This window comes from Delftia deserti, from assembly GCF_042653485.1.
Lineage (GTDB): Bacteria > Pseudomonadota > Gammaproteobacteria > Burkholderiales > Burkholderiaceae_C > Comamonas > Comamonas acidovorans.
In genome coordinates this window covers 1,909,781-1,936,074 of the sequence record NZ_JBHSIH010000001.1, presented here as the reverse complement: position 1 = coordinate 1,936,074, position 26,294 = coordinate 1,909,781, and the positions used below count along the sequence as shown (strand labels likewise).

The window sequence follows — 26,294 nt, the reverse complement described above, 5'->3', positions numbered from 1 at the left end:
TCTCAATGCCATCGTGAACAGGCGCCCTGGCGCCATAAAGGACCGAAGATGAAAGTGGCATTGATTGGCGCAACCGGCTTTGTGGGTTCGGCGGTATTGAAGGAGCTGCTGCAGCGCGGCCATGAGGTCGTGGCCCTGGTGCGCGACCCCGCCAAGCTGGCGGCCCAGCCGCGGCTGCAGGCCGTGCAGGCCGATGTACTGGACGCCGCCGCCGTGCAGCGCGCCGTGGCGGGCGCGGACGCCGTGGTCAGCGCCTACAACGCGGGCTGGGGCAATCCCGATATCTATGAGGATTTCATGCGCGGCTCGCGCGCCATCGTGGCGGGCACCAAGGCGGCCGGCATCAAGCGCTACCTGGTGGTCGGCGGCGCAGGCAGCCTCTACATCGCACCCGGCAAGCAACTGGTGGACACGCCCGAGTTCCCGGCCGCCATCAAGCCCGGCGCCTCGGCTGCCCGCGATGCCCTCGACGATCTGCAAAAGGAGCAGGGCCTGGACTGGACGATGCTGAGCCCACCGATTGCCCTGCACCTGGGCGACCATGGCGAACGCACAGGCCAGTACCGCACGGGCAAGGATGAGCCGCTGATGCAGGCCGATGGCCAGCCCGGCACGATTTCGGCAGCGGACCTGGCCGTGGCCCTGGTCGATGCGCTGGACAAGGGACTGCACCTGCGCCAGCGCTTCACTGTCGCTTACTGAACACCTGCGCCAGTCCGCTGGTGCCGCAGCGGTCTCCATGGCATGCTGGTGTCCGTCATGAACAGGCAGGAGCACAGCCATGATCGACCACACGGGAATCCTCGTATCGGACTTCGACCGCAGCCGGGAGTTTTACGCGCGGGCGCTGGCTCCCCTGGGCTACGAGATCCTGATGGAGCTGTCCGCCGAGCTCACGGGCCACGGCGACACTGCGGGCTTTGGCGAACCGCCCAAGCCCGACTTCTGGATCACCGGCGGCGAGCCCAACCAGCCGCCCATCCATGTGGCCTTTCGCGTGGACAATCGCAACATGGTCGATGATTTCCACGCGGCAGCCCTGGCCGCCGGCGGGCGCTGCAATGGCGAGCCGGGCCTGCGACCGCACTACCACGACGACTATTACGCGGCCTTCGTGCTCGACCCCGACGGTCACAACATCGAGGCCGTCTGCCACCTGCCACCCGCCTGAGTCTCCCTGGCGGCACTGGGGCTTGCGCGGCGGCTGACATCAGGCCGTCGCATGGCGCAGCACAATATTGCGCTGCAACAAACAGCCCCACGCTTTCATGCCCCCTTCCGTTTCCGCTGCGGCCGGTTCCGTTCCCGCGTCTTCCACTCCCACGGCTGCCCAGGCCTGGCTCAGCGTGATCGCCCTGGCGCTGGGCGCCTTCGTCTTCAATACCACCGAGTTCGTGCCCGTGGGTCTGCTCAGCAGCATTGGCGCGAGCTTTTCCATGCCCACCGAGCAGGTCGGGCTGATGCTGACCATCTACGCCTGGATCGTGGCCCTGGCCTCGCTGCCCTTCATGCTGCTCACGCGCAACGTGGAGCGGCGCAAGCTGCTCATGGGCGTGTTCGCGCTGTTCGTGGCCAGCCACGTGCTGTCGGGCGTGGCCTGGAGCTTTGCCTCGCTCATGGTCAGCCGCATCGGCATTGCGCTGTCGCACGCGGTGTTCTGGTCCATCACCGCCTCGCTGGCCGTGCGCGTGGCGCCGCCCGGCAGGAAGGCCGTGGCGCTGAGCCTGCTGGCCACCGGTACCTCCATGGCCATGGTGCTGGGCATTCCGCTGGGCCGCATCGTGGGCGAATGGCTGGGCTGGCGCACGACGTTCCTGGCCGTGGGCGGGGTGGCCGCCATCGTGATGGTGGCCCTGGCCCGGCTGCTGCCGCGCCTGCCCAGCGAGAACGCGGGCAACCTGGCCAGCGTGCCCATGCTGCTGCGCCGTCCGGCGCTGCTGTCCATCTATATCCTGCTGGTGGTCGTGATCACCGGGCAGTTCACGGCCTACAGCTATATCGAGCCCTTCGTGCAGGACATCGCGGGCTTCGAGGGCAAGGTGACCACGGCCGTGCTGCTGCTGTACGGCGGCATGGGCATCGTGGGCAGCGTGATGTTCAGCTGGTGGGGCCTGCGCCATCCGCGCGGCTTTCTGCTGGCCGCCATTGGCATGTTGTCGGCCAGCCTGCTGATGCTGGTGCCGGCCTCGGGCCATGAGGCATCGCTCTACGTGATGAGCTCGGTCTGGGGTGTCGCCATGATCTGCTTCGCCCTGGCCATGCAGTCCCAGGTGCTCAAGCTGGCGGCCGACGCCACCGACGTGGGCATGTCCATGTTCTCGGGCATCTTCAACATCGGCATTGGCGGCGGTGCGCTGCTGGGCAGCCAGGTCAGCATGCACGCGGGCATGCAGAACATCGGCTGGATCGGCGGCGGCCTGGTGGCGCTGGGCCTGGCCTGGTGCATCTGGGCCTTCGTGCGCTGGTCGGCCGGCTTCCAGGCCGCGCACTGAAGCGGGTCAGTCGCCGGGTGCCCGCATGGCCTGGGCGTAGCGCTGCGGCGCCAGGCGGGACACCAGCACGCAGACCACGAGCACGGCGGCCATCTGGGCCAGCCAGCCGGCGCCGAATCCGCCCGTGAACTGGTGCAGCCGGGCGATCACATAGGGCGCCAGCGCCGCAATCAGAAAGCCGCCGCCCTGCATCAGCGCGTTGAGCGCACCGGCCTGCGTGGGGTGGGGAAGATGGTCCAGCGCCACCACCATCATCAGCGCGAAGCAGCCCCCCAGGCCGATGCCGAGGATGACGATGTTGAGCAGCGGCGCCGCATCGGGCCACCAGGCCAGCGCGGCCAGGCCGATGATCTGGCACAGCAGCGTGAACCCCAGCCACGGCCGCCGGTCGGCATGGCGCGAAGCCAGCACGGGCAGTCCCAGAGCTGCGCTGGCCTGGGCCACCGACAGCAGGGCGACCAGGCCGCCGCTTTGCGCGGGGCTCCAGCCATGGGCCTGATAGAAGGGCGCAAGCCAGGCCACCATGGCCGCATAGCCGCCGTTGATGAGGCCGAAGCAGGCCATCAGCAGCCAGGTGCGCGGGCGCCGGCGCAGCCAGCCGGTGTCTTGCGGGGCGTTGGCTCCGGTCATGAGCGCCGGACCCGGCAATGTGCTCAGCGCATGCCGCGCCAACACCAGGGCCAGCAGGGCGGGCGCAGTCCAGAGCGCCAGCGCAAAGCGCCAGTCCAGCCCCCATTGCACGGCCAGCGGCGAAATCTGGGCACCGAGAGCCCCGCCGCCCATGAGCGCAGCCGAGTACAGCCCCATCATCTGGGCCATGCGTGCGGGCGACTGGCGCTTGATCAGGCCCGGCAGCACGCCTTGCACCAGGGCCACGCCAGCGCCGCACAGCGCGGCCGTGGCCAGCAGGGTGGCCGCACTGGAGCCCGCCACGCGCAGCGCGCAGCCCAGCGCAATCACCGCCAAGGACCCGACCACGGCGCGACGCGGACCCAGGCGCCGCAGCGCGGCCGGGGCCAGCCAGGCGCCCACGCCCATCAACGCCATGGGCAGCAGCGTCAGCCAGGACCGCGTGGACAGATCCATGCCGGTGGCGGACTGTATCTGCGGGCCCAGCGGGCCGATGGCCGTGAGAAACGGGCGCAGGTTCAGCGTGACCAGGACCACGGTGGCCAGCCACAGCGCCGTTGGAATGGCGTGCGCTGCGGCAGGCGCCTCGGTGCGCGCGGGCGCAATGGACGACATGGCTTCAGGCCCAGGGGACGTTGCCATACAGCTGGGCCGCCGTGATGCCCGTGTCCAGCCGCGTCAGGGGCAACGGTGGCGGCTGCAGCGGCATGCGCAGCCGCTGGTAGGCGCCTTCGCTGGACAGGCCGTAGGGCTGGGCATCCGCGTTGTCGAAGGCGAAGAAAACCTGCTCGGCCCCGGCCATCACCAGCGCGGCCAGGCACATGGGGCAGGGGTGGCCGCTCGCGTAGATGGTGCAGCCAGCCAGGCTGGGGTTGGCCTGGGCGCGCGTGCCTGCGCGCAGCGCCTGCATTTCGGCATGGGCGCTGGGATCATGGCTTTGCACGATCTCGTTGACGCCCGTGGACAGGATCTGCCCCTCGCGCGCGAGCAGGGCGCCGAAGGGCCGGCCGCCCCGCAGGCGGTTGTCGTGCGCCAGCTGCACGGCATGGCGCAGCAGGCGGATGTGTTCTTGTTCTTGCATGGGGATGGCTGGGCAATCGGGAGCTGAGGCCGCAGTCTAGGACGGGAGCCATCAATTGGAAAATTAAATGATCAAATGCTGGGCAGTGACAAAGCCACTGGAACCCATCCAAGCCCCATGCAGCCCTCTTCCATAGACCCCACCCTGCTGCGCAGCTTCTGCGCCGTGGCCGAAACCGGCAGCTTCACGCGTGCGGCTCAGGGCGTGCACCTCACCCAGTCCACGGTCAGCCAGCAGATCCGCAGGTTGGAGGAGCAAATGGGCTGCACGCTGCTGGACCGCAGCGGGCGCCATGTGGAATGCACGCTGGAAGGAGAGCGCTTGCTGGCCTATGCGCAGCGCATCCTCGCCCTCATGGACGAGGCCGTGGAGCAGTTGGCTGGCGCCACCGAAGCCGTGCTGCGCATCGGTGTTCCCGAGGACTTTGCCGGCAATGCCTTGATGCCCGCCTTGGGCGCGCTGGCGCGCAGCCAGCCGCAGTTGCGCCTGGAGCTGACCAGCGGGTTGTCGCAGGCGATATGGCAGCAGTTCCAGGCCGGCGAGCTGGACCTGGCCATCGTCAAGCAGCGCAGCGGCAGCACGCCCGGCATGGCGCGCTGGCCCGAACCGCTGGCCTGGATAGACAGTGCGCCGCATCCCTGCCACGGGATGGATCCCTTGCCCCTGGTGGTATTTCCGCAGGGCGGCCTGTACCGCAGCGAGATGACGCATGCGCTGGATGCCGCCGGCCGGCGCTGGCGCCTGGCCTATGTGAGCGCCAGCCTGGCCAGCCTGGAAGCCGCCGTGGAGCAGGGCCTGGGCGTGAGCCTGCTGCCGCGCAGGCTGGTCGGGCCCGGCCACCGCCTGCTCGACGACATGACCGGCTTCGCCTCCGTGCCTGATGTGGAAGTGGCACTGCACGTGCGCGCCCAGTTGTCGGCGCCGGGCCGGCGTCTGGCTGAGCGCCTGTGCGAGGTGTGTGAGGCGTTGCTGGGTGTGTCTTAGTCGAACAGCTCGGCGTGCGTGCCGGCTCGCACGAAAATGATCGATTCGTTGGTGCCCTGGCCATCGAGCCGGTAGATCAGCAGGAAATCGCCCCCCACGTGGCACTCCCTGTGATCGGCCCAGTCGCCGGTGAGGGCATGGTCCAGCCACTGAGGCTCCAGGGGGGCGTCGTTGGCAATCAGCCGCAGCATGGCCTCCTTCAACCGCTTCATGTCATGGCGGCCGGAATGAGACAGCCGGACCCAGTCCTTGGCGAAAGCCTTGGTCCGGTCCGATGCGCGGGGAAGGACTGCGCGCTTACTGCCCGCTGCCTTTTTCGAGGTCATGGAGCAAATCGTCCGCGGTGGCAAAGCGTGCCTTGCGCATGGCGCGTGCCTCCTGCATGGCTGCGCGCGTCTCGGCGTTGGGTGCCCTGAGGTCGAAGGGCAATTGCTGGTCGGTCACCACGCGCATCAGGAAGACACGTACGGCATCCGACACCGTCAAGCCCATGCTGGCCAGGGTTTCGGCGGCCTGTGCCTTGATCTCTTCATCCACGCGCACGTGGATCATGGTGGTGGTTGCCATGGTGTGCTTCTGCAAAAAGGGGTGAGATACATTGTATCTCGCAGAGCAAAAGACAGGTAAGCAGGCATGTTGGTGGGATGTCGCTTGGCGGCTCCAGCCTTCGATCCCTGCAACAAAAATCCCCGCCGTGGCGGGGAGGGGCGGTGGGTGACGCGCAGGCTCAATCCATCGTCAGGTTCTGCTTTTGCACCACGTCCTTGTAGACCGCCAGTTCGGCCTTGATCTCTTCAAAGAAGTGCTCGGGCGTGTCGGCCACGATCAGCGAGCCGGTTTCCTCGATGCGCTTCTTGATGGCGGGGTCCTGCAGCACCTTGCGCGTGGCGGCGTTGACCTTGTCCACGATGTCGCGCGGCAGGTTCTTGGGGCCGACGATGCCGTAGTAGGCCATGCGGTTGACGGGGGCCAGGCCCACTTCCTTGAAGGTGGGCACATCGGGCAGGGCGGCCAGGCGCTGGGGCGCGGCCACCACGATGGGCACCAGGCGCTTTTCCTTGACGAAGCCCAGGGCCGAGGGCAGGTTGTCGAAGATCAGCGGAACCTGGCCCGCCACGGCGTCGTTCAGCGCGGGGCCGCTGCCGCGGTAGGGCACGTGGGTGATGTCGGTGCCCGTGGACAGCTTGAACATCTCCATCATCAGATGGGTGATGCTGCCGTTGCCGGGCGAGGCGTAGGAGTACTTGCCGGGGTTCTTCTTCACCTCGGCCAGGAACTCCTGGTAGTTCTTGCCCGCGAACTTGGGGTTGGCCGCAATGATGTTGGGCGTGGCCGCGATGTTCACGATGGGCGTGAAGTCGGTCAGCACGTTGTACGGGATCTTGGGGTTGATCGCCGGGTTGGTGGCCGTGGTGGACACGGTGGCGATGCCCAGGCTGTAGCCATCGGGCTGGGAGCGCGCCGTCTCGGCCGCGCCGATGCTGCCGCCGCCGCCGCCCTTGTTCTCGACCACCACGGGCTGGCCCAGGGCGCGGCCCAGCGGCTCGGCCACGATGCGCGCGATCAGGTCGGTGGTGCCGCCGGCCGCGAAGGGCACGAGCAGCTTGATGGGCTTGGTGGGGTAGCCCTGGGCATGGGCTGCGCCCGAAAGCGCGAGGGCGCCGAGGATGCCGGCGAGCGCGATGCGGGAGGTGTGAGTCATGGTGTTGTCTCCTTGAATGGATGTTGTGGACGTTTGTTGTGAGGCACCGACGGGCAGGAAAGCAGGATTCGTTAGGGCATACGTATGACGGTGCTTGAGCTGAGGGATGTTGAGGCGGTGTTGCGCGGCGCTGGCGATCAGACCACGCCGCGCGAGCGCAGCGCCTGGATGGCCATGGGCGCAATGCCCAGTTCGCCCAGCACTTCATCGGTGTGCTGGCCCAGGGAGGGCGGTGCGCTGCGCAGCACGGGCGGGGTGTCGCTCAGCCGCATGGGGCTGGCCACGCCGGCGATGCGCGAGATGCCGTCGCCGGCCTCGCGCGGCAGCTCGACGCGTATGCCGCGTGCGCGCACCTGCGGGTCGTCGAAGGCCTGGGCGATGGTGTTGATGGGGCCGCAGGGCACGGCCTTGTCTTCCAGCAGCGCAATCCATTCGGCCGTGCCGCGTGTCTTCATGAGGGGCACCATCCGCTCCAGCAGCGCCTGGCGGTTGCGCACGCGGGCGGTGTTGGTGGCAAAGCGCTCGTCCTGCGCCCAGCCGGCTTCGCCGACGGCGGCGCAAAAGCGCGCGAACTGCCCGTCATTGCCAATGGCCAGCAGCACGTTGCCGTTGGCCGTGGCGAAGTCCTGGTAGGGCGCCAGGCTGGGGTGGATGTTGCCGGCGCGGCCCGGCGATTCGCCCGTGGCCAGAAAGCCGGCAGCCTGGTTGGCCAGCACGGCCATGCCCACGTCGAGCAGGGCCATGTCGATGTGCTGGCCCCGGCCCGAGGCCTGGCGCGCATGCAGCGCGGCCAGGATGGCATTGCTGGCATACAGGCCCGTGAAGACATCGATCACGGCCACGCCCACCTTGAGCGGGCCGCCTCCGGGCGCCTCGTCGGCATGGCCGGTGATGCTCATCAGCCCGCACATGGCCTGCACCATGAGGTCGTAGCCCGCGCGCTCGGCATACGGGCCGGTCTGGCCGAAACCCGTGACCGAGCAATAGATCAGGCGCGGGTTGAGCGCCTTGAGGCTTTCGTAGTCCAGCCCGTACTGCGCCAGGCCACCGACCTTGAAGTTCTCCACCAGCACGTCGGCCCCTGCCGCCATCTGGCGAATCAGCTGCTGGCCATCGGGGGTGGACATGTCGATGGTGACCGAGCGCTTGTTGCGGTTGCAGGCCGTGAAATAGCTGGCCTCCTGCGTGGCCTGCCCATCGTCGCGCGGCAGGAATGGAGGCCCCCAGTGGCGCGTGTCGTCGCCGGCCACGGGCCGCTCGACCTTGATCACATCGGCACCCAGGTCGGCCAGCGTCTGCGTGCACCAGGGCCCGGCCAGCACGCGGGAAAGATCAAGCACCTTGATGCCAGCCAATGCAGCCGGCGCGGAGGATGTGGAGGACATGAGAGGGAAGAAATATGAGCGCGCCCGATGCCGCTGGTAGTTCAACTGAGTGCTTGAGCTTCCATCCCCCATAGCGTGCGAGACGGACGCTGCCCAAGCGAGAGACGCCGAGCAAGAGCCGCCTCGCGGCGAGGGCGTCGTCCCCCTCCGCGAAGCGAGAAGGGGGAAGGCGCGAAGCGCCTCAGGGGGTCAGTTGGCAAAAGCTGCGATGCCAGTCTGAGCACGGCCCAGGATCAGCGCATGCACATCGTGCGTGCCTTCGTAGGTGTTGACCACTTCCAGGTTGACCAAGTGGCGGGCCACGCCGAACTCGTCGCTGATGCCGTTGCCACCCATCATGTCGCGCGCCATGCGGGCAATGTCCAGCGACTTGCCGCAGTTGTTGCGCTTGATCAGCGAGGTGATCTCGATCACGTTCTGGTGCTCGTCCTTCATGCGGCCCACGCGCAGCGCGGCCTGCAGGCCCAGGGTGATCTCGGTCTGCATGTCGGCCAGCTTCTTCTGGATCAGCTGGTTGGCAGCCAGGGGGCGGCCGAACTGCTTGCGGTCCAGCGTGTACTGGCGCGCCGTGTGCCAGCAGAACTCGGCTGCGCCCAGGGCGCCCCAGGCAATGCCGAAGCGTGCGCTGTTCAGGCAGGTGAAGGGGCCCTTGAGGCCGCGCACCTCGGGGAAGGCGTTTTCCTCGGGAACGAAGACGTCGTCCATCACGATCTCACCCGTGATGGAGGCGCGCAGGCCCACCTTGCCGTGGATGGCCGGGGCCGACAGGCCCTTCATGCCCTTGTCCAGGATGAAGCCGCGGATCTCGCCCACATGGCCGTCCTCGGTCACTTCCTTGGCCCAGACCACGAACACGTCGGCCACGGGGCTGTTGGTGATCCACATCTTGTTGCCCTTGAGGCGGTAGCCGCCGTCCACCTTGTAGGCGCGGCTGGACATGCTGCCGGGGTCGGAGCCGTGGTCGGGCTCGGTCAGGCCGAAGCAGCCGATGAACTCGCCGCTGGCCAGCTTGGGCAGGTACCGGTTCTTCTGGTCTTCGGTGCCGAATTCATTGATGGGCACCATCACCAGCGAGCTTTGCACGCTGGCCATGGAGCGGTAGCCCGAGTCCACGCGTTCGATCTCGCGTGCCACCAGGCCGTAGCTGACGTAGTTCAGGCCGGCGCCGCCGTATTGCGTGGGAATGGTGGGGCCCAGCAGGCCCAGCTCGCCCATCTCGCGGAAGATGCTCACGTCGGTCTTTTCGTGGCGGAACATCTCCAGCACGCGGGGTGCCAGCTTCTCCTGGCAGTAGGCATGGGCCGCATCGCGGATCATGCGCTCGTCCTCGCTCAGTTGCTGGTCGAGCTGGAAGGGGTCATCCCATTGGAAGCTGTTGCGGGCCATGGTGTCGTATCTCCAAAAACAAAGAGGTCAAGGGCGGGAGCCGCTGCCACGTGCGGCGTCAACGCGGTGCCGGGCAGGCCGCCGCCGTGTAGCGTCGTTGCGCTGCATCTTAGAAGCGGGCCTGGGCGTGGCGCAAACGATGTTTGTTCATCCATGAATGCGTAAAGCGCATGTATGGATTCCATGTTGCGGGTTATTCCCTATGATGTTTGCCATTGGAGTGCGTTGAATTCATGAGATATGCGTAGAGCCCTGCCATCCACCCAAGCCCTGGCCTGCTTTGAATCGGCCGCCCGCCACATCAGCTACACGCGTGCGGCGCAGGAGCTGTCGCTGACGCAGAGCGCCGTCTCGCGCCAGATCATCTCGCTGGAGGAGTTCCTGGGTGTGCAGCTGTTCCGGCGCACGCGCCACGGCGTGCTGCTGACCGAGGCGGGCACGCAGTACGCCCAGCAGGTCTCGCGCTGGCTGCACGGCCTGGAGCGCGACACGCTGGACATCATGGCCCACCAGGGCGAAGGCGGCCCGCTCAACCTGGCTGCCGTGCCCACCTTCGCCACGCGCTGGCTGCTGCCGCGCCTGCCCCAGCTGGCGCGCGAGCATCCCGAGGTCACGGTGCACATCGACGTGCAGACGCGGCCCTTCCTGTTTGCCGATACCGTGTTCGACGCCGCGCTCTATGCCGGCACGCCCGAGCAGGTGGCGCGCTGGCCCGGTGTGCAGGCGCAATGGCTGATGGACGAAGAGGTGGTGCCCGTATGCAGCCCGCATCTGCTGGCCACGGCGCAGGCGCGCGATCCAGGCCGCGCCTGGCTGCCCGTGGGGGCGGACATCGTGGCCCGGATGCCGCTGCTGCAGCAAAGCACGCGGCCTTACGGCTGGCAGCAGTGGTTCGATGCCATGGGCGTTGCCGCGCCGCGCGCGCTGGACGGCATGCGGCTGGAGCTGTTCTCCATGCTGGCCGTGGCGGCCAGCCAGGGCCTGGGCGTGGCGTTGATGCCGCCCATGCTGATCGAGCAGGAGCTGGCGCGTGGCGACCTCATCATTGCCTGCCCACAGCCGCTGCGCGGCAACCGTGCCTACTACCTGGTCACGCCGGCCCTGGCGCCCGACGCGCAGCCCGCGCCCGCCTTGCGCGTGTTCTCTTCATGGCTGCAGCAGCGCGCCAGGGAGCACCGGCCTGCCTGAAAATTAAGCAGGCTTTGGATTGTTCAACGATGACAGTCACTTAACCGACTTATCCTTGTTGCCGGCGGCGCTTGTCCACAGGCTTGTGGGGGTGTCTCTGGGGAAAACCCGCAATCGCGCTCAGAACCAGGGCAGCAGGGCCAGGCACAGCGGCATGACCACGGCCGTGGCCACGCCGTTCAGGCCCATGGCCAGGGCCGAGAAGGCGCCCATGGTCGGATTCACCTGCAGCGCGCGTGCCGTGCCGATGGCATGGGCCGTGAGGCCCAGGGCAAAGCCCTGCACGGCCGGATCATCGCTGCGCACCAGGCGGATCAGCAGCGGCGCCATCATCGTGCCCGCGATGCCGGTGATGGCCACGGCCACGGCCGCCAGCGAGGCCGGCCCGCCAAAGCGCTCGGCCATGGGCAGGGCGATGGGAATGGTGGCCGATTTGGGGGCCAGCGCCACCAGCGTCTGCACCGTGGCGCCCAGGCTCCAGCCGATCAGCAGTGCCGACAGCAACGCCACCACGCAGCCCACGGCCAGGGCCACGCTGATGGGCAGCCACAGCGCGCGGATGCGCTCGCGCTGGGCGTACAGCGGAATCGCCAGCGCGACGGTGGCCGGCCCGATCAGCAGCCCCAGCAGAGAGACGCCGCTGCGGTAGCTGGCATAGGAGGTGCCCGTGGCCAGCAGCACGCCCACGATCACGACCACGGCCGTGAACACGGGGATCAGGCGGGGATGGTTGCCGCTTCGGCGGTACAGCGCCATGGCAGCCAGGTAGACGGCCATGGTCAGCACCAGCCAGGGCAGATGGGCGGTGCCGGCGTTGCCGGACAGGGATTGCCAGGCAGTGTGCCAAGTGGTGGCCAGTGCGCTCATGCCTTGTCTCCCTGGCTGGCGGCCGCTTCGCGGGCGCGCTGGCGTTCCAGGCACCAGCGGAAGGTGAAGGCCGTGGCCAGGAAGGTAATGGCCGCACCCGCCACGCAGGCGATCACGAAGGGCTGCCATTCGCGCGACAGCCGGTCGAACTCCAGCATCACGCCCGCAATGACGGGAATGAACAGCAGCATCATGTTCTGCAGCAGCACGCCCGCAGCCTTCTCCAGCGACTCGGGCAGGCGGCCGTGCATCAGCAGCCCCCCCAGCAGCAGCAGCGTGCCCACGAGCGCGCCCGGAAGCGGCAGCCCCGTGAGCTGGACGATGGCCTCCCCCAGCAACTGGAAGGCGAACAAGGCGGTGATGGCGTACAACATGAAAACCTGAATCCCTGGAGCAGATGGCAAAAGCGGTGAGCAGAGGGCGGCGACAAGAGCGCGAGCCGCCCGTTTCCCGGACGGGGCAGCGCCCTGGCGACTGTGGGACGCCGCCGCAAAGCGTGCAATCATCGCCCACAACCCGAAAAAAGGTGCGGCCACCGATTGCGCGGCTTCCGGGCCAAGGCTATGTTTGGGTCCGTGCCCCCTAGAGTCCTGGGGCATGAGACTTTGAATAGCGAAGGAGTAGCGATGGCCGAAACCACATATCACGCACCCGTGTACGAGCCGACCGTGGATGAACTCGAAGTGCTCAAGAAGCTGGAAATGGGCGAGCCCGTGTCGCTGGAAAGCGCGGCGCGCGAGCATCTGTCCAAGAGGCTGCGCGAGCGTGGACTGGTCGAAGTGGACAGCAGCCGTCAATGGCACATCACGGCGGCTGGGCGCGCGCAGATCCGTCGCACGGATGCCTGAGGCGAGGTGGGTCAGGTGTCTTCCGATCCGAGGGTTTTCCCTTGGATTTGGAGGTTGCCTGATTTGCAGGCAGCTTAGCCTGCGGCCAGTGAATGCAAGCACTTGGACGCCTCGTTCACTTGCTGTTCACTGATTATCCACAGGGTTGTTCAATGGATCTGTGGAGAAAAGAAGCCACCTCAGGGTGGCTTTTTTCATGGGCTTTTACAGGCCCGAGCCGTGGGCGCACCGGGCTGGTGCCCGCGCTGGGCAAGGGCTGCATGACGGTGGTGCAAGTGCCGCTTTTCAGAGGGAAGATGCTGAATTTGACGCAGAGCTGCAGCCCTGCCTGCGGGCTGGAATGGTGCTGCTTCAAGGAGGCTTCAGCATGGGCCAAGGTCCAGGCCTGGCAGGCCTTGCGAGGCGGTCGATGCCAAAGTTGTACACAGGTTGGGCCCGGTACGGCGAAAAGCGCGCAGGCGTCATCCCGCCCAAGGCATGAGGACGCAGGATCGGTGCAGGCTGGAGGGCCTTGAAATGCAGTGCAGCCGTTGAACACGGCTGGATGCAAAGGGGCTTGAGGTTTGTGCGGACGCTGTAAAGACAGCGGCCGGAAAAGAAATAGCCGAAAAAGCAGGGGACTGCTTTTTCGGCTACGTAATCTCTGGTGCCCGGGGCCGGAATCGAACCGGCACGCCTTGCGGCGGGGGATTTTGAGTCCCCTGCGTCTACCAATTTCACCACCCGGGCTACTTAGCGCAGGGGCGAATTATGGCACAGTGTGAGGCTATGAAAATTTATCCGACCATCGAAGACGCCATCGGCCGCACGCCCCTGGTGGCATTGCAGCGCATCGGTGCGCAGTCTCGCCAGGAACGTGGCAACGTGGTGCTGGGCAAGCTGGAAGGCAACAACCCGGCCGGTTCGGTCAAGGACAGGCCGGCCCTGTCGATGATCCGGCGCGCCGAAGAGCGCGGCGACATCAAGCCCGGCGACACGCTGATCGAGGCCACCTCGGGCAATACCGGCATTGCGCTGGCCATGGCCGCCACGATCAAGGGCTACCGGATGGTGCTGATCATGCCCGAGGACCTTTCCATCGAGCGTGCCCAGACGATGAAGGCCTATGGCGCCGAGCTGATCCTCACGCCCAAGAGCGGCGGCATGGAATACGCGCGCGACCTGGCCGACCAGATGGTGGCCCAGGGCAAGGGCGTGGTGCTCGACCAGTTCGGCAACCCCGACAACCCGCGCATCCACTACGAGACCACCGGCCCCGAGCTGTGGGAGCAGACGGGCGGCGAGATCACGCATTTCGTGAGCGCCATGGGCACCACGGGCACGATCACGGGCGTGGCGAAGTTCCTCAAGGAAAAGAACCCGGCCATCCGCATCGTGGGTGCCCAGCCGGCCGAGGGCTCGCGCATCCCCGGCATCCGCAAGTGGCCCGAGGAATACATGCCCAAGATCTACGACGCCTCGCTGATCGACGAGACCGTGCTCGTGGGCCAGGACGATGCCGAGGACATGGCGCGCCGCCTGGCGCGCGAGGAAGGCATCTTTGCCGGCATCTCTGCGGCTGGCGCCTGCTGGGTGGCCCAGCAGATTGCCGAGCGCGAGAACAACGCCACCATCGTCTTCGTGGTCTGCGACCGCGGCGACCGCTATCTGTCCACGGGCGTCTTCCCCGCCTGACGCAGCGACAGGCCCGCCTTCAGGCGGGCCTTCCTGTTTGCGTAGAGCCAGGACAGCAAAAAACCAGGAACAGCCCCATGCACTATGAGACCCGCTATTGCACGCACTGCGCCACGCCCCTGCAGTGGGTGATCCAGGCCGAGGACGGCGGCGATGTATCGCGCCTTCGCTGCCCCGAGTGCGGCTGGACGCACTGGAACAATCCCACGCCGGTGCTGGCCGCCATCGTGGAGCTGGACGGCAAGGTGCTGCTGGCGCGCAATGCGGCCTGGCCCGAGAAGGTCTTCGGGCTGATCACGGGCTTCATGGAGGCCGGCGAGTCGCCCGAGGAGGGCGTGGCGCGCGAGGTGGCGGAGGAAACCGGCCTGCAGGCCGAGTCGCTGGAGCTGATCAGCGTGCATGAGTTCCTGCGCATGAACCAGGTCATCATCGCCTTCCATGTGCGCGCCAGCGGCCAGGTGCGGCTGTCGCCCGAACTGCTCGAATACCGCCTGCTGGAGCCCGAGAAAGTCCAGGCCTGGCCCTCGGGCACCGGCATGGCGCTGGCCAAGTGGCTGCGCAGCCGGGGACATGATCCCGTGATCCGTGACTTCTGGAAGCGTGCCGAGCAGGCCCAGGAGGCTGAGGCAAGTCGCACCGATGAAGACACTGCTGCCGGCCTCAGCCGCGATGCCGCCTAGAATCCCAGGCTCAAGAGGTGCATCCGATGGAAATTCACAAGGAAATCGACACGCGCGGGCTCAACTGCCCGCTGCCCATTCTCAAGGCCAAGAAGGCGCTGGCCGAACTGGACAGCGGCCAGTTGCTCAAGGTGGTGGCCACCGACACGGGCTCGCTGCGCGACTTCCAGGCCTTTGCCAAGCAGACCGGCAATGAACTGGTGGAGCAGCAGACCGTGGGTGCGGAGTTCATCCATATCCTGCGCCGGCGCTGAGCGGCTGCACGCGGTTCGCTCCAAAGAAAAAGGCCTGCTTTCGCAGGCCTTTTGCATGGGGCAGGGCGGCTCCGAGGCCGGGCCTCAGATGCTCAGGCCCTGCAGGTATTCGCGGAAGCTCGCGCCCACATCCTCGTGCTGCAGCGCCAGTTCCACCGTGGCCTGCAAAAAGCCTTCCTTGCTGCCGCAGTCGTAGCGCTTGCCCTGGTACTGGAAGGCGTAGACGGCTTCATGGGCCATCAGGCGTTCAATGGCGTCCGTCAGCTGGATCTCGCCGCCCACGCCCTTGGGCTGGTTGCGGATCTCCTCGAAGATGGCCGGTGTCAGCACGTAGCGGCCAGCCACGCCCATGCGCGAGGGGGCCTTCTCGGGCGCGGGCTTTTCGACGATCTTCTCGATGCGCATCAGCGAACCGCCGGCCGGCTCGCCTGCCACGATGCCGTAGCGCTTGGTCTGCTCCAGCGGCACTTCCTGCACGGCCAGCAGGGAGCGGCCCTGCTTGTGGAAGGCCGATGTCATCTGCGCCATCACGCCGGGGCCGCCAGGCTCGCCCACCATCAGGTCGTCGGCCAGCAGCACGGCAAAGGGCTCGTTGCCCACCAGCGGCTCGGCGCACAGCACGGCGTGGCCCAGGCCCAGCGAGCGCGGCTGGCGCACGAACAGGCAGTTCATGTCGGCCGGGCTGATGCTGCGCACCAGTTCCAGCATGGCCTGCTTGCCGGCGTTCTCCAGTTCGTTTTCCAGCTCGTAGGCGGTGTCGAAATGGTCTTCGATGGCGCGCTTGCTGCGGCCGGTGACGAAGATCATGTCGCGGATGCCGGCCTCGTAGGCCTCTTCCACGGCGTACTGGATCAGCGGCTTGTCCACCACCGGCAGCATCTCCTTGGGAGAGGCCTTGGTGGCGGGAAGGAAGCGCGTGCCGAGCCCGGCAACGGGAAACACGGCTTTGCGGACACGGGTCTGATTACTCATGAAAATCTTGGGATTCAGGTGATGGAAAAAGCGTGCGGCTTTGCGTCTTCTTCGCTAAGTGTCTCAGCTTTCATTGTGCGACTTGATGCCCTCGGACGATGAAACTGGCGCAGCCCAAGATCAGGGACACCGAGGAAGGGCCTGAGCCGGCCGCGCCGCCCCGCGCCGAGGGTGTCGTCCCCCTCCCGCGAAGCGAGAGAGGGGGAAGCGGCACAGCCGCTCAGGGGGAGATTCCATGTCAACCCAGGCGGGCGAGTTGTTCCTGGATGCGGATCAGCGTGGCGCCGAAGTCGGCCACGCGCTTCTTTTCCTGGTCGATGACGGCCGGGGGCGCCTTGGCCACGAAGGCCTCGTTGCCCAGCTTGGCATTGGCCTTGGTGATCTCGCCTTCCAGGCGTGCGGCCTCCTTGGACAGGCGGGCCTTTTCGGCGGCCACGTCGATCTCCACGAACAGCGCCAGGCGCGCCTCGCCCACCACGCAGACCGGTGCGGCCTGGGCGGCCTCGGCCCAGGCGGCTTCGTCGTCGAACACCTTGACCTCGCTGAGCTTGGCCAGGTTTTGCAGCACGGCGGCATTGGTGCGCAGGAACTGCGACTCATCGGCCGAGCTGGCCACGGCCAGCAGCGGCAGGCGCTGTGCGGGCGACACGCCCATCTCGCCGCGCAGCGTGCGGCAGGCGTCGATCATCTGCTTGATGCGGCCCACGTAGGCGATGGCGGCCTCGTCGATCTTCTCGGGCTGGGCCTCGGGGTAGCGGGCCACGGCCACGGACTCGCCGGGCAGGCCGGCGACCGGGGCGACCTTCTGCCACAGGGCTTCGGTCACGAACGGGATGATGGGGTGGGCCAGGCGCAGGATGGCCTCCAGCGTGCGGATCAGCGTGCGGCGCGTGGCGCGCTGCTGGGCCTCGTTGCCGGTCTGGATCTGCACCTTGGCGATTTCCAGGTACCAGTCGCAGAACTCGTTCCAGACGAAGTCGTACAGCGCGTTGGCCACGTTGTCCAGGCGGAACTCGGCAAAGCCCTTGGCCACTTCGGCCTCGACCTTCTGCAGCTGCGAGGCGATCCAGCGGTCTGGCTGGCTGAACTGCATGTAGCCCGCGAACTCGCCGCCGGCCTGGCACTGCTCCTTGGTGTGGGGCAGCAGGCCGCAGTCATGGCCTTCGCAGTTCATCAGCACGAAGCGGCTGGCGTTCCACAGCTTGTTGCAGAAGTTGCGGTAGCCCTCGCAGCGCTTGCTGTCGAAGTTGATGGAGCGGCCCAGCGAGGCCAGGGCCGCGAAGGTGAAGCGCAGCGCGTCGGCGCCGTAGGCGGGAATGCCCTCGGGGAATTCCTTTTGCGTGTTCTTGCGCACCTGGGGCGCGGTCTCGGGGCGGCGCAGGCCCTGCGTGCGCTTGTCCAGCAGGGTGTCCAGGTCGATGCCGTCGATCAGGTCCACGGGGTCGAGCACGTTGCCCTCGGACTTGCTCATCTTCTTGCCCTGGGCGTCACGCACCAGGCCATGCATGTAGACATGGCGGAAGGGCACGCGGCCCGTGAAGTGCGTGGTCATCATGATCATCCGGGCGACCCAGAAGAAGATGATGTCGTAGCCGGTGACCAGCACCGAGCTGGGCAGGTAGAGGTTGTAGTCATCGTCGGCCGCCTCGGTCTGGTTCGGCCAGCCCATGGTGGAGAACGGCACCAGGGCCGAGGAGTACCAGGTGTCCAGCACGTCCTCGTCGCGGGTGAGCGTCTTGCCGGGGGCCTGGGCCCGGGCTTCTTCCTCGGTGCGGGCCACGTAGACCTTGCCGTCCTCGTCGTACCAGGCGGGAATCTGGTGGCCCCACCACAGCTGGCGCGAGATGCACCAGTCCTGGATGTTGTTCATCCACTGGTTGTAGGTGTTGACCCAGTTCTCGGGCACGAACTGCACCTGGCCGCTGGAGACGGCATCGATGGCCTTCTGCGCGATGGACTTGCCCGTGGCATCGCCTTCGCCCACCTTGTTCATGGCCACGAACCACTGGTCGGTCAGCATGGGCTCGATCACCTGGCCCGTGCGCGTGCAGATGGGCACCATGAGCTTGTGCTTCTTGGTCTCGACCAGCAGGCCGGCCGCGTCCAGGTCGGCCACGATGGCCTTGCGCGCCACGAAGCGGTCCATGCCGCGGTACTTCTCGGGCGCCTCGTCGTTGATGGTGGCCGTGAGCGTGAGCACGCAGATCATCGGCAGGCCGTGGCGCTGGCCAACGGCGTAGTCGTTGTTGTCATGCGCGGGCGTGACCTTGACCACGCCCGTGCCGAACTCGCGGTCCACGTAGTCGTCGGCAATGATGGGGATCTCGCGGCCCACCAGGGGCAGGATCACGGTCTTGCCGATCAGCGCCTGGTAGCGTTCGTCCTCGGGGTGCACCATCAGGGCCGCGTCGCCCAGCATGGTTTCCGGGCGCGTGGTGGCCACCACCAGCTGGCCCGAACCATCGGACAGCGGGTAGGCGATGTGCCACAGCGAGCCGTCCTTTTCCTCGTTCTCGACTTCGAGATCGGAGACGGCGGACATCAGCTTCGGGTCCCAGTTCACCAGGCGCTTGCCGCGGTAGATCAGGCCCTGCTGGTACAGGCGCACGAAGGTCTCGTTGACGATGGACGACAGCTTGTCGTCCATGGTGAAGTACTCGCGGCTCCAGTCCACGCTGTCGCCCATGCGGCGCATCTGGCCGGTGATGGTGTTGCCGCTCTGGTTCTTCCATTCCCAGACCTTGCCCACGAAGTTCTTGCGCGCCTCGGGAGGCGTGGCGCCCATGTCGTGGCGGCTGGCAATGCCCTGCTCCTGCAGCTGGCGCTCCACCACGATCTGCGTGGCGATGCCCGCGTGGTCGGTGCCGGGCACCCAGACCGTGTTGTGGCCCTTCATGCGGTGGTAGCGCGTGAGGCTGTCCATGATGGTCTGGTTGAACGCATGGCCCATGTGCAGCGTGCCCGTCACATTGGGCGGCGGCAGCTGGACGGAGAACGAGGGCTGGGATGCATCTGCCTGGCCCGTGCCGCGCACGCCGGCTGCGCCGTAGCCGCGCTTTTCCCATTCAGGGCCCCATTGGGCCTCGATGGCGGCGGGTTCAAACGATTTGGACAGGCTGTCGAGGCCTGGCTGGGCAATGGTGTCGCTCATGGCTTGCTTGCGGGGAATTGTGCGAATGGCGTTTGGCAAATGAAAACGGCATCCGTTGAAGGGATGCCGTCTGCATATGCGAAATGGATGACGGTTTGACGGGGATTCTACCGACCCCGTCCGCCTGCCTGTTCGCCGGGTTTTATTGAGAGCGTGTTGTGCACTTTTAAGCGCCCGCGCCGGGGACGAACTCGGGCCGGTCGTTGCTCTGGGGCTTGAGCGGCTGGGCGGCCTTGCCTTCGGCGCGTTCCTTGCGCCATTGCTCCTTGCGCGCGGTCCACTCGTTCAGGCGGGCGTGGGCCGTGGTGCTTTCGCGCGCCATCTGCACTTCGTCGGCCAGCTGGGCCGACAGCTCCAGGCGGATGCCGTTGGGATCGAAGAAGTAGATGCTCTTGAAGATGTGGTGGTCGGTCACGCCCAGCACCTCCACGCCATGGGCCTGCAGGCGCGCCTTGGCGTTCTCCAGCTCCTGCACCGTGTCCACGCGGAAGGCGATGTGGTTGATCCACAGCGGCGTGTTGGGCGATGGCAGGGCCGCCTCGTCGTCGCCGATGTCGAAGAAGGCGATGAACGATCCGTCCTTCAGGCGGAAGAAGAAGTGCGTGTAGGGGCAGTACTCGCCCGTGCTGGGCACGTAGTCGCTCTGGATGATGTGATAGAGCGGCAGGCCCAGGATGTCCTCGTAGAAGTGGCGGGTTTCTTCCGCATCGCGGGCCTTGTAGGCGTAGTGGTGCAGCTGCTGCACGGCGGCGGGCGGCGGCAGCGTGGACAGGTCGGGGCGGGCGCTTGTGTTCATCGAATGTCTCCTTGGTGGATGGATTTATTCTACTATTCGTAATCAATTTACCTAAATGAAATGTTGCGATGGATGCAGGGATATGCGCGTCGCCGTGTCCTGGCCACCTGCGGTCGCAACTTGCCGGCAGTACTTGACCTTCAAGTCACTTCACGCTTTCTCATGGAGGTCCGTGCCGCTGCCTGCGTCCGTGCGCAACCATGATCGCCATGGGCAGCGGCCTTCTGTTCACAACCGTTTTCAAGTCGAGGAACCTCATGAGCGACAGCCATCAGCACGGCGACGTGCGCGCCCTGCCGGAATCCCGTCTCTGGTTTGCCTTCGGATTGACCGGCAGCTTCATGGTGGTGGAGATCATCGGCGGCATGGTCACGGGCAGCCTGGCCCTGATCTCCGACGCCATGCACATGCTGACCGACGCGATGGCGCTGCTGCTGGCCCTGGTGGCCATACGCGCCGGCCGCAAGGCGGCGGACCTGCTGCGCACCTACGGCTATGCGCGCTTCGAGATCCTGGCCGCCGCCGTCAACGCACTGGTGCTGCTGGGCGTGGCCTTCTACATCCTGTATGAGGCCTATCGCCGCCTGTCGGCGCCCGCGGAAATCCAGTCGCTGGGCATGATGGCGGTGGCGGCCGTGGGGCTGGTGATCAACCTGGTCTCCATGCGCCTGCTGTCTGGCGGCAAGGACGAGAGCCTGAACGTGAAGGGTGCCTACCTGGAGGTATGGGCGGACATGCTGGGCTCGATCGGCGTGCTCGCCGGTGCCGCGCTGATCTGGCTGACGGGCTGGCGATGGATCGACTCGGCGGTGGCCGTGGGCATCGGCTTCATGGTGTTCCCGCGGACCTGGACCCTGCTGCGCGCGTGCATCAACATCCTGCTGGAAGGCGTGCCCTCGGGGATGAGCCTGCAGGCGGTGCGCGGGACGATTTCGGGCACGGCGGGCGTGGCCGCCATCCACGATGTCCACCTGTGGGCGGTCACGCAGAGCAAGCCCATGCTGACCGGCCATGTGGTGCTGCTGCCCGGCGCGGACGGCGAGCAGGTGCGCCGCGCCATCGAAGACAGGCTGCAGGCCGGCTTCGACCTGCACCATACGACGCTGCAGATGGAGAGCGAGGACCGCTCCCCGGCAGAGCACATCCACTAGGATGCCAGTCTTCATGGACCACACCCGGAGTGCACCGATGCTTGAGCTTCGACCCAACTGCGAATGCTGCGACAAGGACCTGCCACCAGAGTCCGCCGAGGCTCGCATCTGCACCTTCGAGTGCACGTTCTGTGCCGGCTGTGCGGATCACGTGCTGCAGGGCGCCTGCCCCAACTGCGGTGGCGAGCTGGTGGCCAGGCCGCGCCGGCCGGCGGACAAGCTGGAGCGGTATCCGGCCTCGACGAAGCGGGTGCTCAAGGCCGGCGGTTGCGCTGTACGGGCCTGATCCGGCGCGGAGCCATCGATTGCAGTACCAGTACCACGATGGATTGCTGGAGCAGGTGCGCCTGGATGTGGCGGCCCGGAGCGTGGAACTGTGCTTCTTTCTCTATGCCGTGTTCGACAGGCCGCAGGCCAGGGTAGCCATTCGCTTTGAACGGATCGCCAATTTTCCGGCCGTGCAGGCGTACTTTGCCAACGTCCAGCGCGACGCAGCCGCAGAGATGGATGACTGCCTGGACCGCTGCGAAGTGCTGCAGCGGGATACGAAGAGGCCTTCGTCAGCAAGGGCGCAGCATCTGTTCTTGCAGCTGTCCCACTATGGGCGGCTGAAAATCCACTGCGAATCCGTTGTCGAGGAGCTTGTTCCAGAGCCGTAGCGGACCGCTGCGGGTTTATGCCGTGAAGGCGGGGCGCCTGCGGCCACGGAACGCAGCCTCCACCGCCAGCACGGCTGCAAAACCCATCACATAGGCCAGCACATCCCACCAGTCGGCCGTGCTGCCCAGCACGATGCGCAAAGCGCGGTTGGGAATGTGCAACTGGAAGGTCGATGCCAGGAACTGGCCCAGCTCCACCAGCAGGCCCACGCACAGTGCGGCCGATGCCAGCGGCAGCACGCGCGCGGCGATCACGGTCTTGAACACGGCATAGACCCAGGCCACGGCCATCACGTCGCCGAAGAAGCTGCGCACCCAGCCCCAGCGCGCGCCGACGGTGGCCAGCAGCACGAGCAAGACAAACAGGGCCACCGCCCACGCCAGGGAAACAGGATCAAAACGCCATCGCATGGCCGCCATCATCGGGCCAAAAGCGGGTGCGGCCAGCGAGCCGGGTGCGCAGTGCCTTGCGCAGTGGTGGCCAGCGGGTGCGCTATCCCGCCATCGCCGTAGCTGCCCACCACCTGGGCGATCACCACCTGGTAGCCCCTGAGCCAGCGCGCCTGCTGCTGCTTGGCTTCTAGGTGCACAGGGTGGCGCATCAGTTGCTGCAGCGCCTCCCAGGTCTGCCAGTAGTAGACGTTGCAGACCAGGCCTGTGGCGGGGTTCTCCCAGGCCTCTTCGCCCAGGTAGCCGGGGATGGCGCGGGCGATCTCGGCGATCCGGCCGTCAAGGGCATGGAATGGCGCGTCGTATTCGCCCGGCGCGAAGGTGAAGGTGGATGTGTACATCGGTGGTTGGCAATCTGTGTGAGGGTGGCAGGCGCTAGATGCGCGGCGCCGCATCCATGGCACCGGCCAGCGGCTCCTGTCCACGCTCGCGCAGCGCGCCGATGGCGCCTTCCAGGTCGCGGGCCTGCCGGTTCTGGCTGAGCTTGGCCTTGCCCTCCAGGCGGGTGATGCGGATCTGCAGGCCGACGATGGCCTGCAGCATGCCGTCGATGAATTCACGCGGCGAGTCGGACATCTTCCAGGGCTGGGCCTGCGATGCCTCATGGACCCGCGTGAGCCGCCCGACCAGGCCGCGCACGAATTTCTCGTCGTCATGGATGCTGATTTGCCCGTGCACATGCACGGCCTCGTAGTTCCAGGTGGGCACCAGGCGGTGCGTCTCGTGCTTGCTTGGATACCAGCTGGGCGAGATATAGCCCTCGGCGCCACGGAAGACGACCAGCACCTCGGCGCCGTCGCGGCACTGCTGCCAGATCGGATTGGCGCGGGCCACATGGGCGCTCAGCGTGCCCATCTCCCCTGGGTCCGCATCCAGCAGGAACGGCAGGTGGTTGGCGTCCAGCACGCCGTTGGCCTGGGTGACGAGCGTGCCCAGGGGGTGGCTGCGGATCAGGCCGTGCAGGCTGTCGGAATCGGTGAGGGAGAAATGGGCGGGCGTGTACATGGGCGCTTCCTGGGCTGGTGTGCCGGCATCGGGGGAAACCGGACTATCCACCATCCCTGGCACAATGAAAAATCCAGTTTCGTGTTTTTTTGGCAGACCAGTTGAAATCCGCTTTCACCCGCCATGCCGGCGCAGCGCCCGGCGCCCGCACCCTCCACGAATGGCTGAAATCACAGGTGGCCGACGGCAGCCTGGCCGTGGGCGCACGCCTGCCCTCCACCCGCGCCCTGGCGCTGGACCTGGGCGTGTCGCGCACCACCGTCACGGCCGCCTACGAGCAGCTTGCGGCCGAAGGCTATCTGGAGACTGCTCCAGGCAGCAGGGCGCGCGTGGCGGCTGGCGCGGCGCAGCGCAGCCGTGCGCGCAGCATGCCGGCAGCGGCCCAGCAGCATGGCCGTCCCCGGCTGTCTTCCTATGGGCAGCGGGTGGATGCGCTGGCGTTAGCCCTGCCACCGGCAGCAGGCGATGGTGGGCCGGCCCCGATCGACTTTCTTTACGGCGCCCTGGCCTTTGACGACTTTCCCACGCTGGCCTGGCGGCGCGCCTACAACCGCGCCATCGTGCAGCGCCAGTCTTCCCTGTCCTACGACGGGCCCGAAGGCGAGCCGGCGCTGCGCACGGCGCTGCAGGGCTATCTGCGCCGGGCGCGGGGGCTTGTCTGTTCGGCCGATCAGATCGTGGTGGTGCAGGGCTCGCAGCAGGCCATCGACCTGTGCGCGCGCGTGCTGGTCGATCCGGGCGAGACCGTGCTGATGGAAGAGCCCTGCTACCTGATGGCGCGCCGCGTGTTCGAGGCCCAGGGCGCATGCCTGCAGGAAATGGCCGTCGATGAACAGGGCCTGGATACCTCGGCGCTGGCCGGGCGCGAGGCGCGGCTGGCCTATGTCACGCCCTCGCACCAGTTTCCGCTGGGCGGCGTGCTGCCCATAGGCCGCAGGCAGCAACTGCTGGCCTGGGCGCGCGCCACGGGTGCCTGGATTCTGGAAGACGACTACGACGGCGAGTTCCGCTACGGGCTGCGCCCCATCGACGCCCTGCAGTCCATTGACGAGGCGGGCTGCGTCATCCACGTGGGCACCTTCTCCAAGGCCTTGTCGCCGCAGATGCGCATGGGCTACCTGGTGCTGCCGCCGGTCCTGGTGCCTGTGTTCCGCGAGGCCCGGCGGCTGGCCGACCGGCATGCACCGCGCCTGGACCAGCTGGTGCTGGCCGCGCTGATCGAGGAAGGCAGCTACGAGCGCCACGTGCGCGCCGCCCGCCGCCGCAATGAAGGCCGCCGGGCAGCCCTCTTGCAGGCGCTGGAGCGCCACCTGCCGGGCGCGGTGCAGGTCGAAGGCTCGGCCTCCGGCCTGCATGTGGTGGCCTGGATGCTTGCCGTGCACCAGCGCGACGAGTTCGCCCTGGTGCGGCTGGCGCGAGAGCGTGGCGTGGGCGTTCGCCCCATCTCGCCGCTCTATGCGGCGGGCGATGCCCATCGCCGTCAATCCTGCGCTGGGCTGGTCCTGGGTTATGCGAGCCTGGAGCCGGAGGCCATCGAGCAAGGGGTGCGCAGGCTGGCAGTCCTGGTGCGGGATTGGCAGGCACGGTCAACGACGCAAAAAAGCCCGTGACCGATTTCCGGTTCACGGGCTTTTGGGCTGCAGCGCCCCGGAAGGCACCGCGGCGGATGCGGTTTTACTGCTGCTTGACCGCTTCGATGGACATCACCAGGCGCACTTGCTTGGGGAAGCCATAGTCCACGCCGTAGTTCACGCCGAAGGCGGTGCGGTCGATCACGGCCTCGAAGTCGCCGCCGCAGGTCTCGCGCTTTTGCAGCATGGCGTTGGGGTAGCAGGTGAACTTGTTGGCCTTGATGGTCACGGGCTGGGTCTTGTCCAGGATGGTCAGGTGGCCGGTGACTTCCTTGAGCTTGTCGCCGTCGAAGACGAACTTGTCGGAGACGAACTTGGCCTGGGGGAACTTGGCCACGTTGAAGATGTCGGCGCTCTTGAGGTGCTTGTCGAAGGCGGCGGTGCCCGAGCTCAGCGATTCCATTTCCAGCACGACTTCGACCTTGCCGGCCTTGGCGTCACGGTCGAATTCCACGGTGCCGCTCTTCTTGTCGAAGCGCACGCGGTTGGTCGAGGCGCCGTTGTGGTCGATCTCGAACGTGGCGAAGGTGTGCGTCGGGTCGATGGCGTAGGTTGCGGGAGCAGCCTGGACAGCGGTGGCGAACAGGCCGGCAATGGCCAGGGCAAACACGGAAGTGCGCATGAAAGAACTCCTAGGTTGGGGTTGCACGAAACGGGAAGGAAAATGGCCGATCTTGGGCAGGGACGCGGCTTACAGCTTGCCCACGCCGGTCAATGCCAGCTTGAACTGCACCTGCACCTCGTCGGCCACCATGGAGGTATCGCCCCATTCGCCTTCGCCGATCTTGAATTGCAGGCGCTTGAGCGGCAGCGTGCCGGTGGCCGTGGTCGTGGTGCCGGACTGGGCCAGTTGCACGGGAATGCTCACGTTCTGAACCTGGCCCTTGATGCTGAGCTTGCCGTCCACCTGGTACTTGCCTCCGCCCAGCGCCTTGACGGCGGTGGAGTCGAACACGGCCTGCGGGAATTTGGCGACGTTGAACCAGTCCGCCTTGGGCAGTTCGGCGTCGGTTTCCTTGGCGCCCATGGTGGCGCTGCCGGTGTCCACGGTGAAGCGGATCTTGCTGGTGTCGGGCTTGGCCGTGTCGAACTGGACCTGGGCATCGAACTTCTTGAAGTGGCCCTGCAGGGGCACGCCCATCTGCTTGGCCGTGAAGTTCACGGCGCTCTGGGCGGGGACGAGCTTTTGCTCGGCCAGTGCCGCTTGGGAAGCCAGGGCCGCAGCGGCCAGGGCGATGGTGGTCAGCGTGGAGGAAAAGCGCATGGCGAGACTCCTAGGGGTCGGGAAGGTCCGGTCAGGGGGTGGCT

Annotated in this window: 30 protein-coding genes and 1 tRNA gene; 13 read left to right on the top strand and 18 right to left on the bottom strand. The window is 66.8% G+C overall.

The window, feature by feature from the left end; all coding sequences use genetic code 11:
* Nucleotides 1-48 precede the first annotated feature (48 nt).
* The 3 genes from ACFPFG_RS09205 to ACFPFG_RS09195 all read left to right on the top strand — a co-directional run bounded on the left by ACFPFG_RS09205 (nucleotide 49) and on the right by ACFPFG_RS09195 (nucleotide 2,492).
* Entirely contained in the window at nucleotides 49-702 is a 654-nt protein-coding gene (locus ACFPFG_RS09205) for an NAD(P)-dependent oxidoreductase (protein ID WP_183017702.1), read from the top strand.
* 79 nt (nucleotides 703-781) lie between these two features.
* Nucleotides 782-1,171: a VOC family protein gene (locus ACFPFG_RS09200; RefSeq protein ID WP_016448965.1), complete on the top strand. Its 390-nt coding sequence runs from the start codon at nucleotides 782-784 to the stop codon at nucleotides 1,169-1,171.
* Nucleotides 1,172-1,268: 97 nt separating this feature from the next.
* Nucleotides 1,269-2,492, top strand: a complete 1,224-nt coding sequence (locus tag ACFPFG_RS09195) for a sugar transporter (RefSeq protein ID WP_197957075.1) — start codon at nucleotides 1,269-1,271, stop codon at nucleotides 2,490-2,492.
* Between the two features lie 6 nt (nucleotides 2,493-2,498).
* Here ACFPFG_RS09195 and ACFPFG_RS09190 read toward each other — a convergent pair whose 3' ends face one another.
* Together ACFPFG_RS09190 and ACFPFG_RS09185 are read right to left on the bottom strand one after the other, a co-directional pair.
* Nucleotides 2,499-3,737, bottom strand: coding sequence for a cyanate transporter (locus tag ACFPFG_RS09190; RefSeq protein ID WP_380110250.1), 1,239 nt, complete (start codon nucleotides 3,735-3,737; stop codon nucleotides 2,499-2,501).
* Nucleotides 3,738-3,741: 4 nt separating this feature from the next.
* Entirely contained in the window at nucleotides 3,742-4,203 is a 462-nt protein-coding gene (locus ACFPFG_RS09185) for a nucleoside deaminase (RefSeq protein WP_183017705.1), read from the bottom strand.
* Nucleotides 4,204-4,320: 117 nt separating this feature from the next.
* Here ACFPFG_RS09185 and ACFPFG_RS09180 point away from each other — a divergent pair, with 117 nt between their 5' ends.
* Nucleotides 4,321-5,187, top strand: coding sequence for a LysR family transcriptional regulator (locus tag ACFPFG_RS09180; RefSeq protein ID WP_183017706.1), 867 nt, complete (start codon nucleotides 4,321-4,323; stop codon nucleotides 5,185-5,187).
* Here ACFPFG_RS09180 and ACFPFG_RS09175 read toward each other — a convergent pair.
* The 5 genes from ACFPFG_RS09175 to ACFPFG_RS09155 all read right to left on the bottom strand — a co-directional run bounded on the left by ACFPFG_RS09175 (nucleotide 5,184) and on the right by ACFPFG_RS09155 (nucleotide 9,660).
* A complete protein-coding gene (locus ACFPFG_RS09175; RefSeq protein ID WP_183017707.1) occupies nucleotides 5,184-5,513 on the bottom strand; it encodes a type II toxin-antitoxin system YafQ family toxin in 330 nt (109 codons plus the stop codon). The two genes, ACFPFG_RS09180 and ACFPFG_RS09175, sit on opposite strands and share 4 nt — an antisense overlap.
* A complete protein-coding gene (locus ACFPFG_RS09170) occupies nucleotides 5,485-5,754 on the bottom strand; it encodes a type II toxin-antitoxin system RelB/DinJ family antitoxin (RefSeq protein ID WP_183017708.1) in 270 nt (89 codons plus the stop codon). Before ACFPFG_RS09170 ends, ACFPFG_RS09175 begins: the two co-directional genes overlap by 29 nt.
* 160 nt (nucleotides 5,755-5,914) lie before the next feature.
* Nucleotides 5,915-6,889, bottom strand: a complete 975-nt coding sequence (locus ACFPFG_RS09165) for a tripartite tricarboxylate transporter substrate binding protein BugE (RefSeq protein ID WP_012204128.1) — start codon at nucleotides 6,887-6,889, stop codon at nucleotides 5,915-5,917.
* A 137-nt stretch (nucleotides 6,890-7,026) separates the two neighbouring features.
* On the bottom strand, nucleotides 7,027-8,274 hold the full coding sequence (locus ACFPFG_RS09160) for a CaiB/BaiF CoA transferase family protein (protein ID WP_013803646.1): 1,248 nt from the start codon (nucleotides 8,272-8,274) through the stop codon (nucleotides 7,027-7,029).
* A gap of 189 nt (nucleotides 8,275-8,463) precedes the next feature.
* Entirely contained in the window at nucleotides 8,464-9,660 is a 1,197-nt protein-coding gene (locus tag ACFPFG_RS09155; protein ID WP_183017709.1) for an acyl-CoA dehydrogenase, read from the bottom strand.
* Between the two features lie 240 nt (nucleotides 9,661-9,900).
* On the opposite strand from ACFPFG_RS09155, the gene ACFPFG_RS09150 reads away from it, so the two are divergent.
* Nucleotides 9,901-10,848: a LysR substrate-binding domain-containing protein gene (locus tag ACFPFG_RS09150; protein WP_183017710.1), complete on the top strand. Its 948-nt coding sequence runs from the start codon at nucleotides 9,901-9,903 to the stop codon at nucleotides 10,846-10,848.
* A gap of 120 nt (nucleotides 10,849-10,968) precedes the next feature.
* Here the strand turns inward: ACFPFG_RS09150 and ACFPFG_RS09145 are convergent, their stop codons facing one another.
* Together ACFPFG_RS09145 and ACFPFG_RS09140 are read right to left on the bottom strand one after the other, a co-directional pair.
* Nucleotides 10,969-11,715, bottom strand: a complete 747-nt coding sequence (locus tag ACFPFG_RS09145) for an LrgB family protein (protein WP_380106148.1) — start codon at nucleotides 11,713-11,715, stop codon at nucleotides 10,969-10,971.
* On the bottom strand, nucleotides 11,712-12,089 hold the full coding sequence (locus ACFPFG_RS09140) for a CidA/LrgA family protein (RefSeq protein WP_183017712.1): 378 nt from the start codon (nucleotides 12,087-12,089) through the stop codon (nucleotides 11,712-11,714). Before ACFPFG_RS09140 ends, ACFPFG_RS09145 begins: the two co-directional genes overlap by 4 nt.
* Before the next feature lie 252 nt (nucleotides 12,090-12,341).
* Here ACFPFG_RS09140 and ACFPFG_RS09135 point away from each other — a divergent pair, with 252 nt between their 5' ends.
* On the top strand, nucleotides 12,342-12,563 hold the full coding sequence (locus tag ACFPFG_RS09135; protein ID WP_183017713.1) for a hypothetical protein: 222 nt from the start codon (nucleotides 12,342-12,344) through the stop codon (nucleotides 12,561-12,563).
* A 644-nt stretch (nucleotides 12,564-13,207) separates the two neighbouring features.
* Here the strand turns inward: ACFPFG_RS09135 and ACFPFG_RS09130 are convergent.
* A tRNA-Leu gene (locus ACFPFG_RS09130) sits at nucleotides 13,208-13,292 on the bottom strand.
* Nucleotides 13,293-13,331: 39 nt separating this feature from the next.
* Here ACFPFG_RS09130 and cysM point away from each other — a divergent pair.
* From cysM to ACFPFG_RS09115, 3 genes are all read left to right on the top strand, one after another.
* The gene (gene cysM / locus ACFPFG_RS09125) at nucleotides 13,332-14,237 is read left to right on the top strand and encodes a cysteine synthase CysM (protein WP_017407070.1); all 906 of its coding nucleotides are present in this window, start codon (nucleotides 13,332-13,334) and stop codon (nucleotides 14,235-14,237) included.
* 77 nt (nucleotides 14,238-14,314) lie between these two features.
* The gene (locus tag ACFPFG_RS09120) at nucleotides 14,315-14,917 is read left to right on the top strand and encodes an NUDIX hydrolase (protein ID WP_183017714.1); all 603 of its coding nucleotides are present in this window, start codon (nucleotides 14,315-14,317) and stop codon (nucleotides 14,915-14,917) included.
* A gap of 26 nt (nucleotides 14,918-14,943) precedes the next feature.
* A complete protein-coding gene (locus tag ACFPFG_RS09115) occupies nucleotides 14,944-15,171 on the top strand; it encodes a sulfurtransferase TusA family protein (protein WP_012204137.1) in 228 nt (75 codons plus the stop codon).
* Between the two features lie 84 nt (nucleotides 15,172-15,255).
* Here the strand turns inward: ACFPFG_RS09115 and galU are convergent, their stop codons facing one another.
* The 3 genes from galU to ACFPFG_RS09100 all read right to left on the bottom strand — a co-directional run bounded on the left by galU (nucleotide 15,256) and on the right by ACFPFG_RS09100 (nucleotide 20,090).
* On the bottom strand, nucleotides 15,256-16,143 hold the full coding sequence (galU, locus tag ACFPFG_RS09110; RefSeq protein WP_012204138.1) for a UTP--glucose-1-phosphate uridylyltransferase GalU: 888 nt from the start codon (nucleotides 16,141-16,143) through the stop codon (nucleotides 15,256-15,258).
* A gap of 238 nt (nucleotides 16,144-16,381) precedes the next feature.
* Nucleotides 16,382-19,294, bottom strand: a complete 2,913-nt coding sequence (locus ACFPFG_RS09105; RefSeq protein ID WP_197957072.1) for a valine--tRNA ligase — start codon at nucleotides 19,292-19,294, stop codon at nucleotides 16,382-16,384.
* A gap of 166 nt (nucleotides 19,295-19,460) precedes the next feature.
* Complete coding sequence (locus ACFPFG_RS09100) at nucleotides 19,461-20,090, bottom strand: VOC family protein (RefSeq protein ID WP_183017716.1); 630 nt, start codon at nucleotides 20,088-20,090, stop codon at nucleotides 19,461-19,463.
* Nucleotides 20,091-20,347: 257 nt separating this feature from the next.
* Between ACFPFG_RS09100 and ACFPFG_RS09095 the strand changes: the two genes are divergently transcribed.
* Genes ACFPFG_RS09095 through ACFPFG_RS09085 form a run of 3 tightly spaced genes read left to right on the top strand, consistent with a single transcriptional unit; the run spans nucleotide 20,348 to nucleotide 21,900 of the window.
* Nucleotides 20,348-21,241, top strand: a complete 894-nt coding sequence (locus tag ACFPFG_RS09095; RefSeq protein WP_380106144.1) for a cation diffusion facilitator family transporter — start codon at nucleotides 20,348-20,350, stop codon at nucleotides 21,239-21,241.
* A 37-nt stretch (nucleotides 21,242-21,278) separates the two neighbouring features.
* Nucleotides 21,279-21,527 (top strand): DUF1272 domain-containing protein, encoded by a 249-nt coding sequence (locus ACFPFG_RS09090; RefSeq protein ID WP_183017718.1) that lies wholly within the window; start codon nucleotides 21,279-21,281, stop codon nucleotides 21,525-21,527.
* 19 nt (nucleotides 21,528-21,546) lie between these two features.
* A complete protein-coding gene (locus tag ACFPFG_RS09085; RefSeq protein WP_183017719.1) occupies nucleotides 21,547-21,900 on the top strand; it encodes a hypothetical protein in 354 nt (117 codons plus the stop codon).
* 15 nt (nucleotides 21,901-21,915) lie between these two features.
* Here ACFPFG_RS09085 and ACFPFG_RS09080 read toward each other — a convergent pair whose 3' ends face one another.
* The 3 genes from ACFPFG_RS09080 to ACFPFG_RS09070 are packed head-to-tail and all read right to left on the bottom strand — an operon-like array spanning nucleotide 21,916 to nucleotide 23,355.
* Complete coding sequence (locus tag ACFPFG_RS09080) at nucleotides 21,916-22,323, bottom strand: ribosomal maturation YjgA family protein (RefSeq protein WP_065346821.1); 408 nt, start codon at nucleotides 22,321-22,323, stop codon at nucleotides 21,916-21,918.
* On the bottom strand, nucleotides 22,320-22,691 hold the full coding sequence (locus tag ACFPFG_RS09075; protein ID WP_197957069.1) for an antibiotic biosynthesis monooxygenase family protein: 372 nt from the start codon (nucleotides 22,689-22,691) through the stop codon (nucleotides 22,320-22,322). The genes ACFPFG_RS09080 and ACFPFG_RS09075 overlap by 4 nt, the downstream gene beginning before the upstream one ends.
* A 34-nt stretch (nucleotides 22,692-22,725) precedes the next feature.
* The gene (locus tag ACFPFG_RS09070) at nucleotides 22,726-23,355 is read right to left on the bottom strand and encodes an FMN-binding negative transcriptional regulator (protein WP_197957068.1); all 630 of its coding nucleotides are present in this window, start codon (nucleotides 23,353-23,355) and stop codon (nucleotides 22,726-22,728) included.
* A 101-nt stretch (nucleotides 23,356-23,456) separates the two neighbouring features.
* On the opposite strand from ACFPFG_RS09070, the gene pdxR reads away from it, so the two are divergent.
* Nucleotides 23,457-24,965: a MocR-like pyridoxine biosynthesis transcription factor PdxR gene (gene pdxR / locus ACFPFG_RS09065; protein ID WP_380106140.1), complete on the top strand. Its 1,509-nt coding sequence runs from the start codon at nucleotides 23,457-23,459 to the stop codon at nucleotides 24,963-24,965.
* A 64-nt stretch (nucleotides 24,966-25,029) separates the two neighbouring features.
* Here pdxR and ACFPFG_RS09060 read toward each other — a convergent pair whose 3' ends face one another.
* Nucleotides 25,030-25,608 carry a YceI family protein gene (locus ACFPFG_RS09060; protein WP_012204149.1) on the bottom strand — a complete coding sequence of 193 codons (579 nt, stop codon included), beginning with the start codon at nucleotides 25,606-25,608 and terminating at the stop codon, nucleotides 25,030-25,032.
* Nucleotides 25,609-25,677: 69 nt separating this feature from the next.
* Nucleotides 25,678-26,250: a YceI family protein gene (locus ACFPFG_RS09055; protein ID WP_034391259.1), complete on the bottom strand. Its 573-nt coding sequence runs from the start codon at nucleotides 26,248-26,250 to the stop codon at nucleotides 25,678-25,680.
* Between the last annotated feature and the right edge of the window lie 44 nt (nucleotides 26,251-26,294).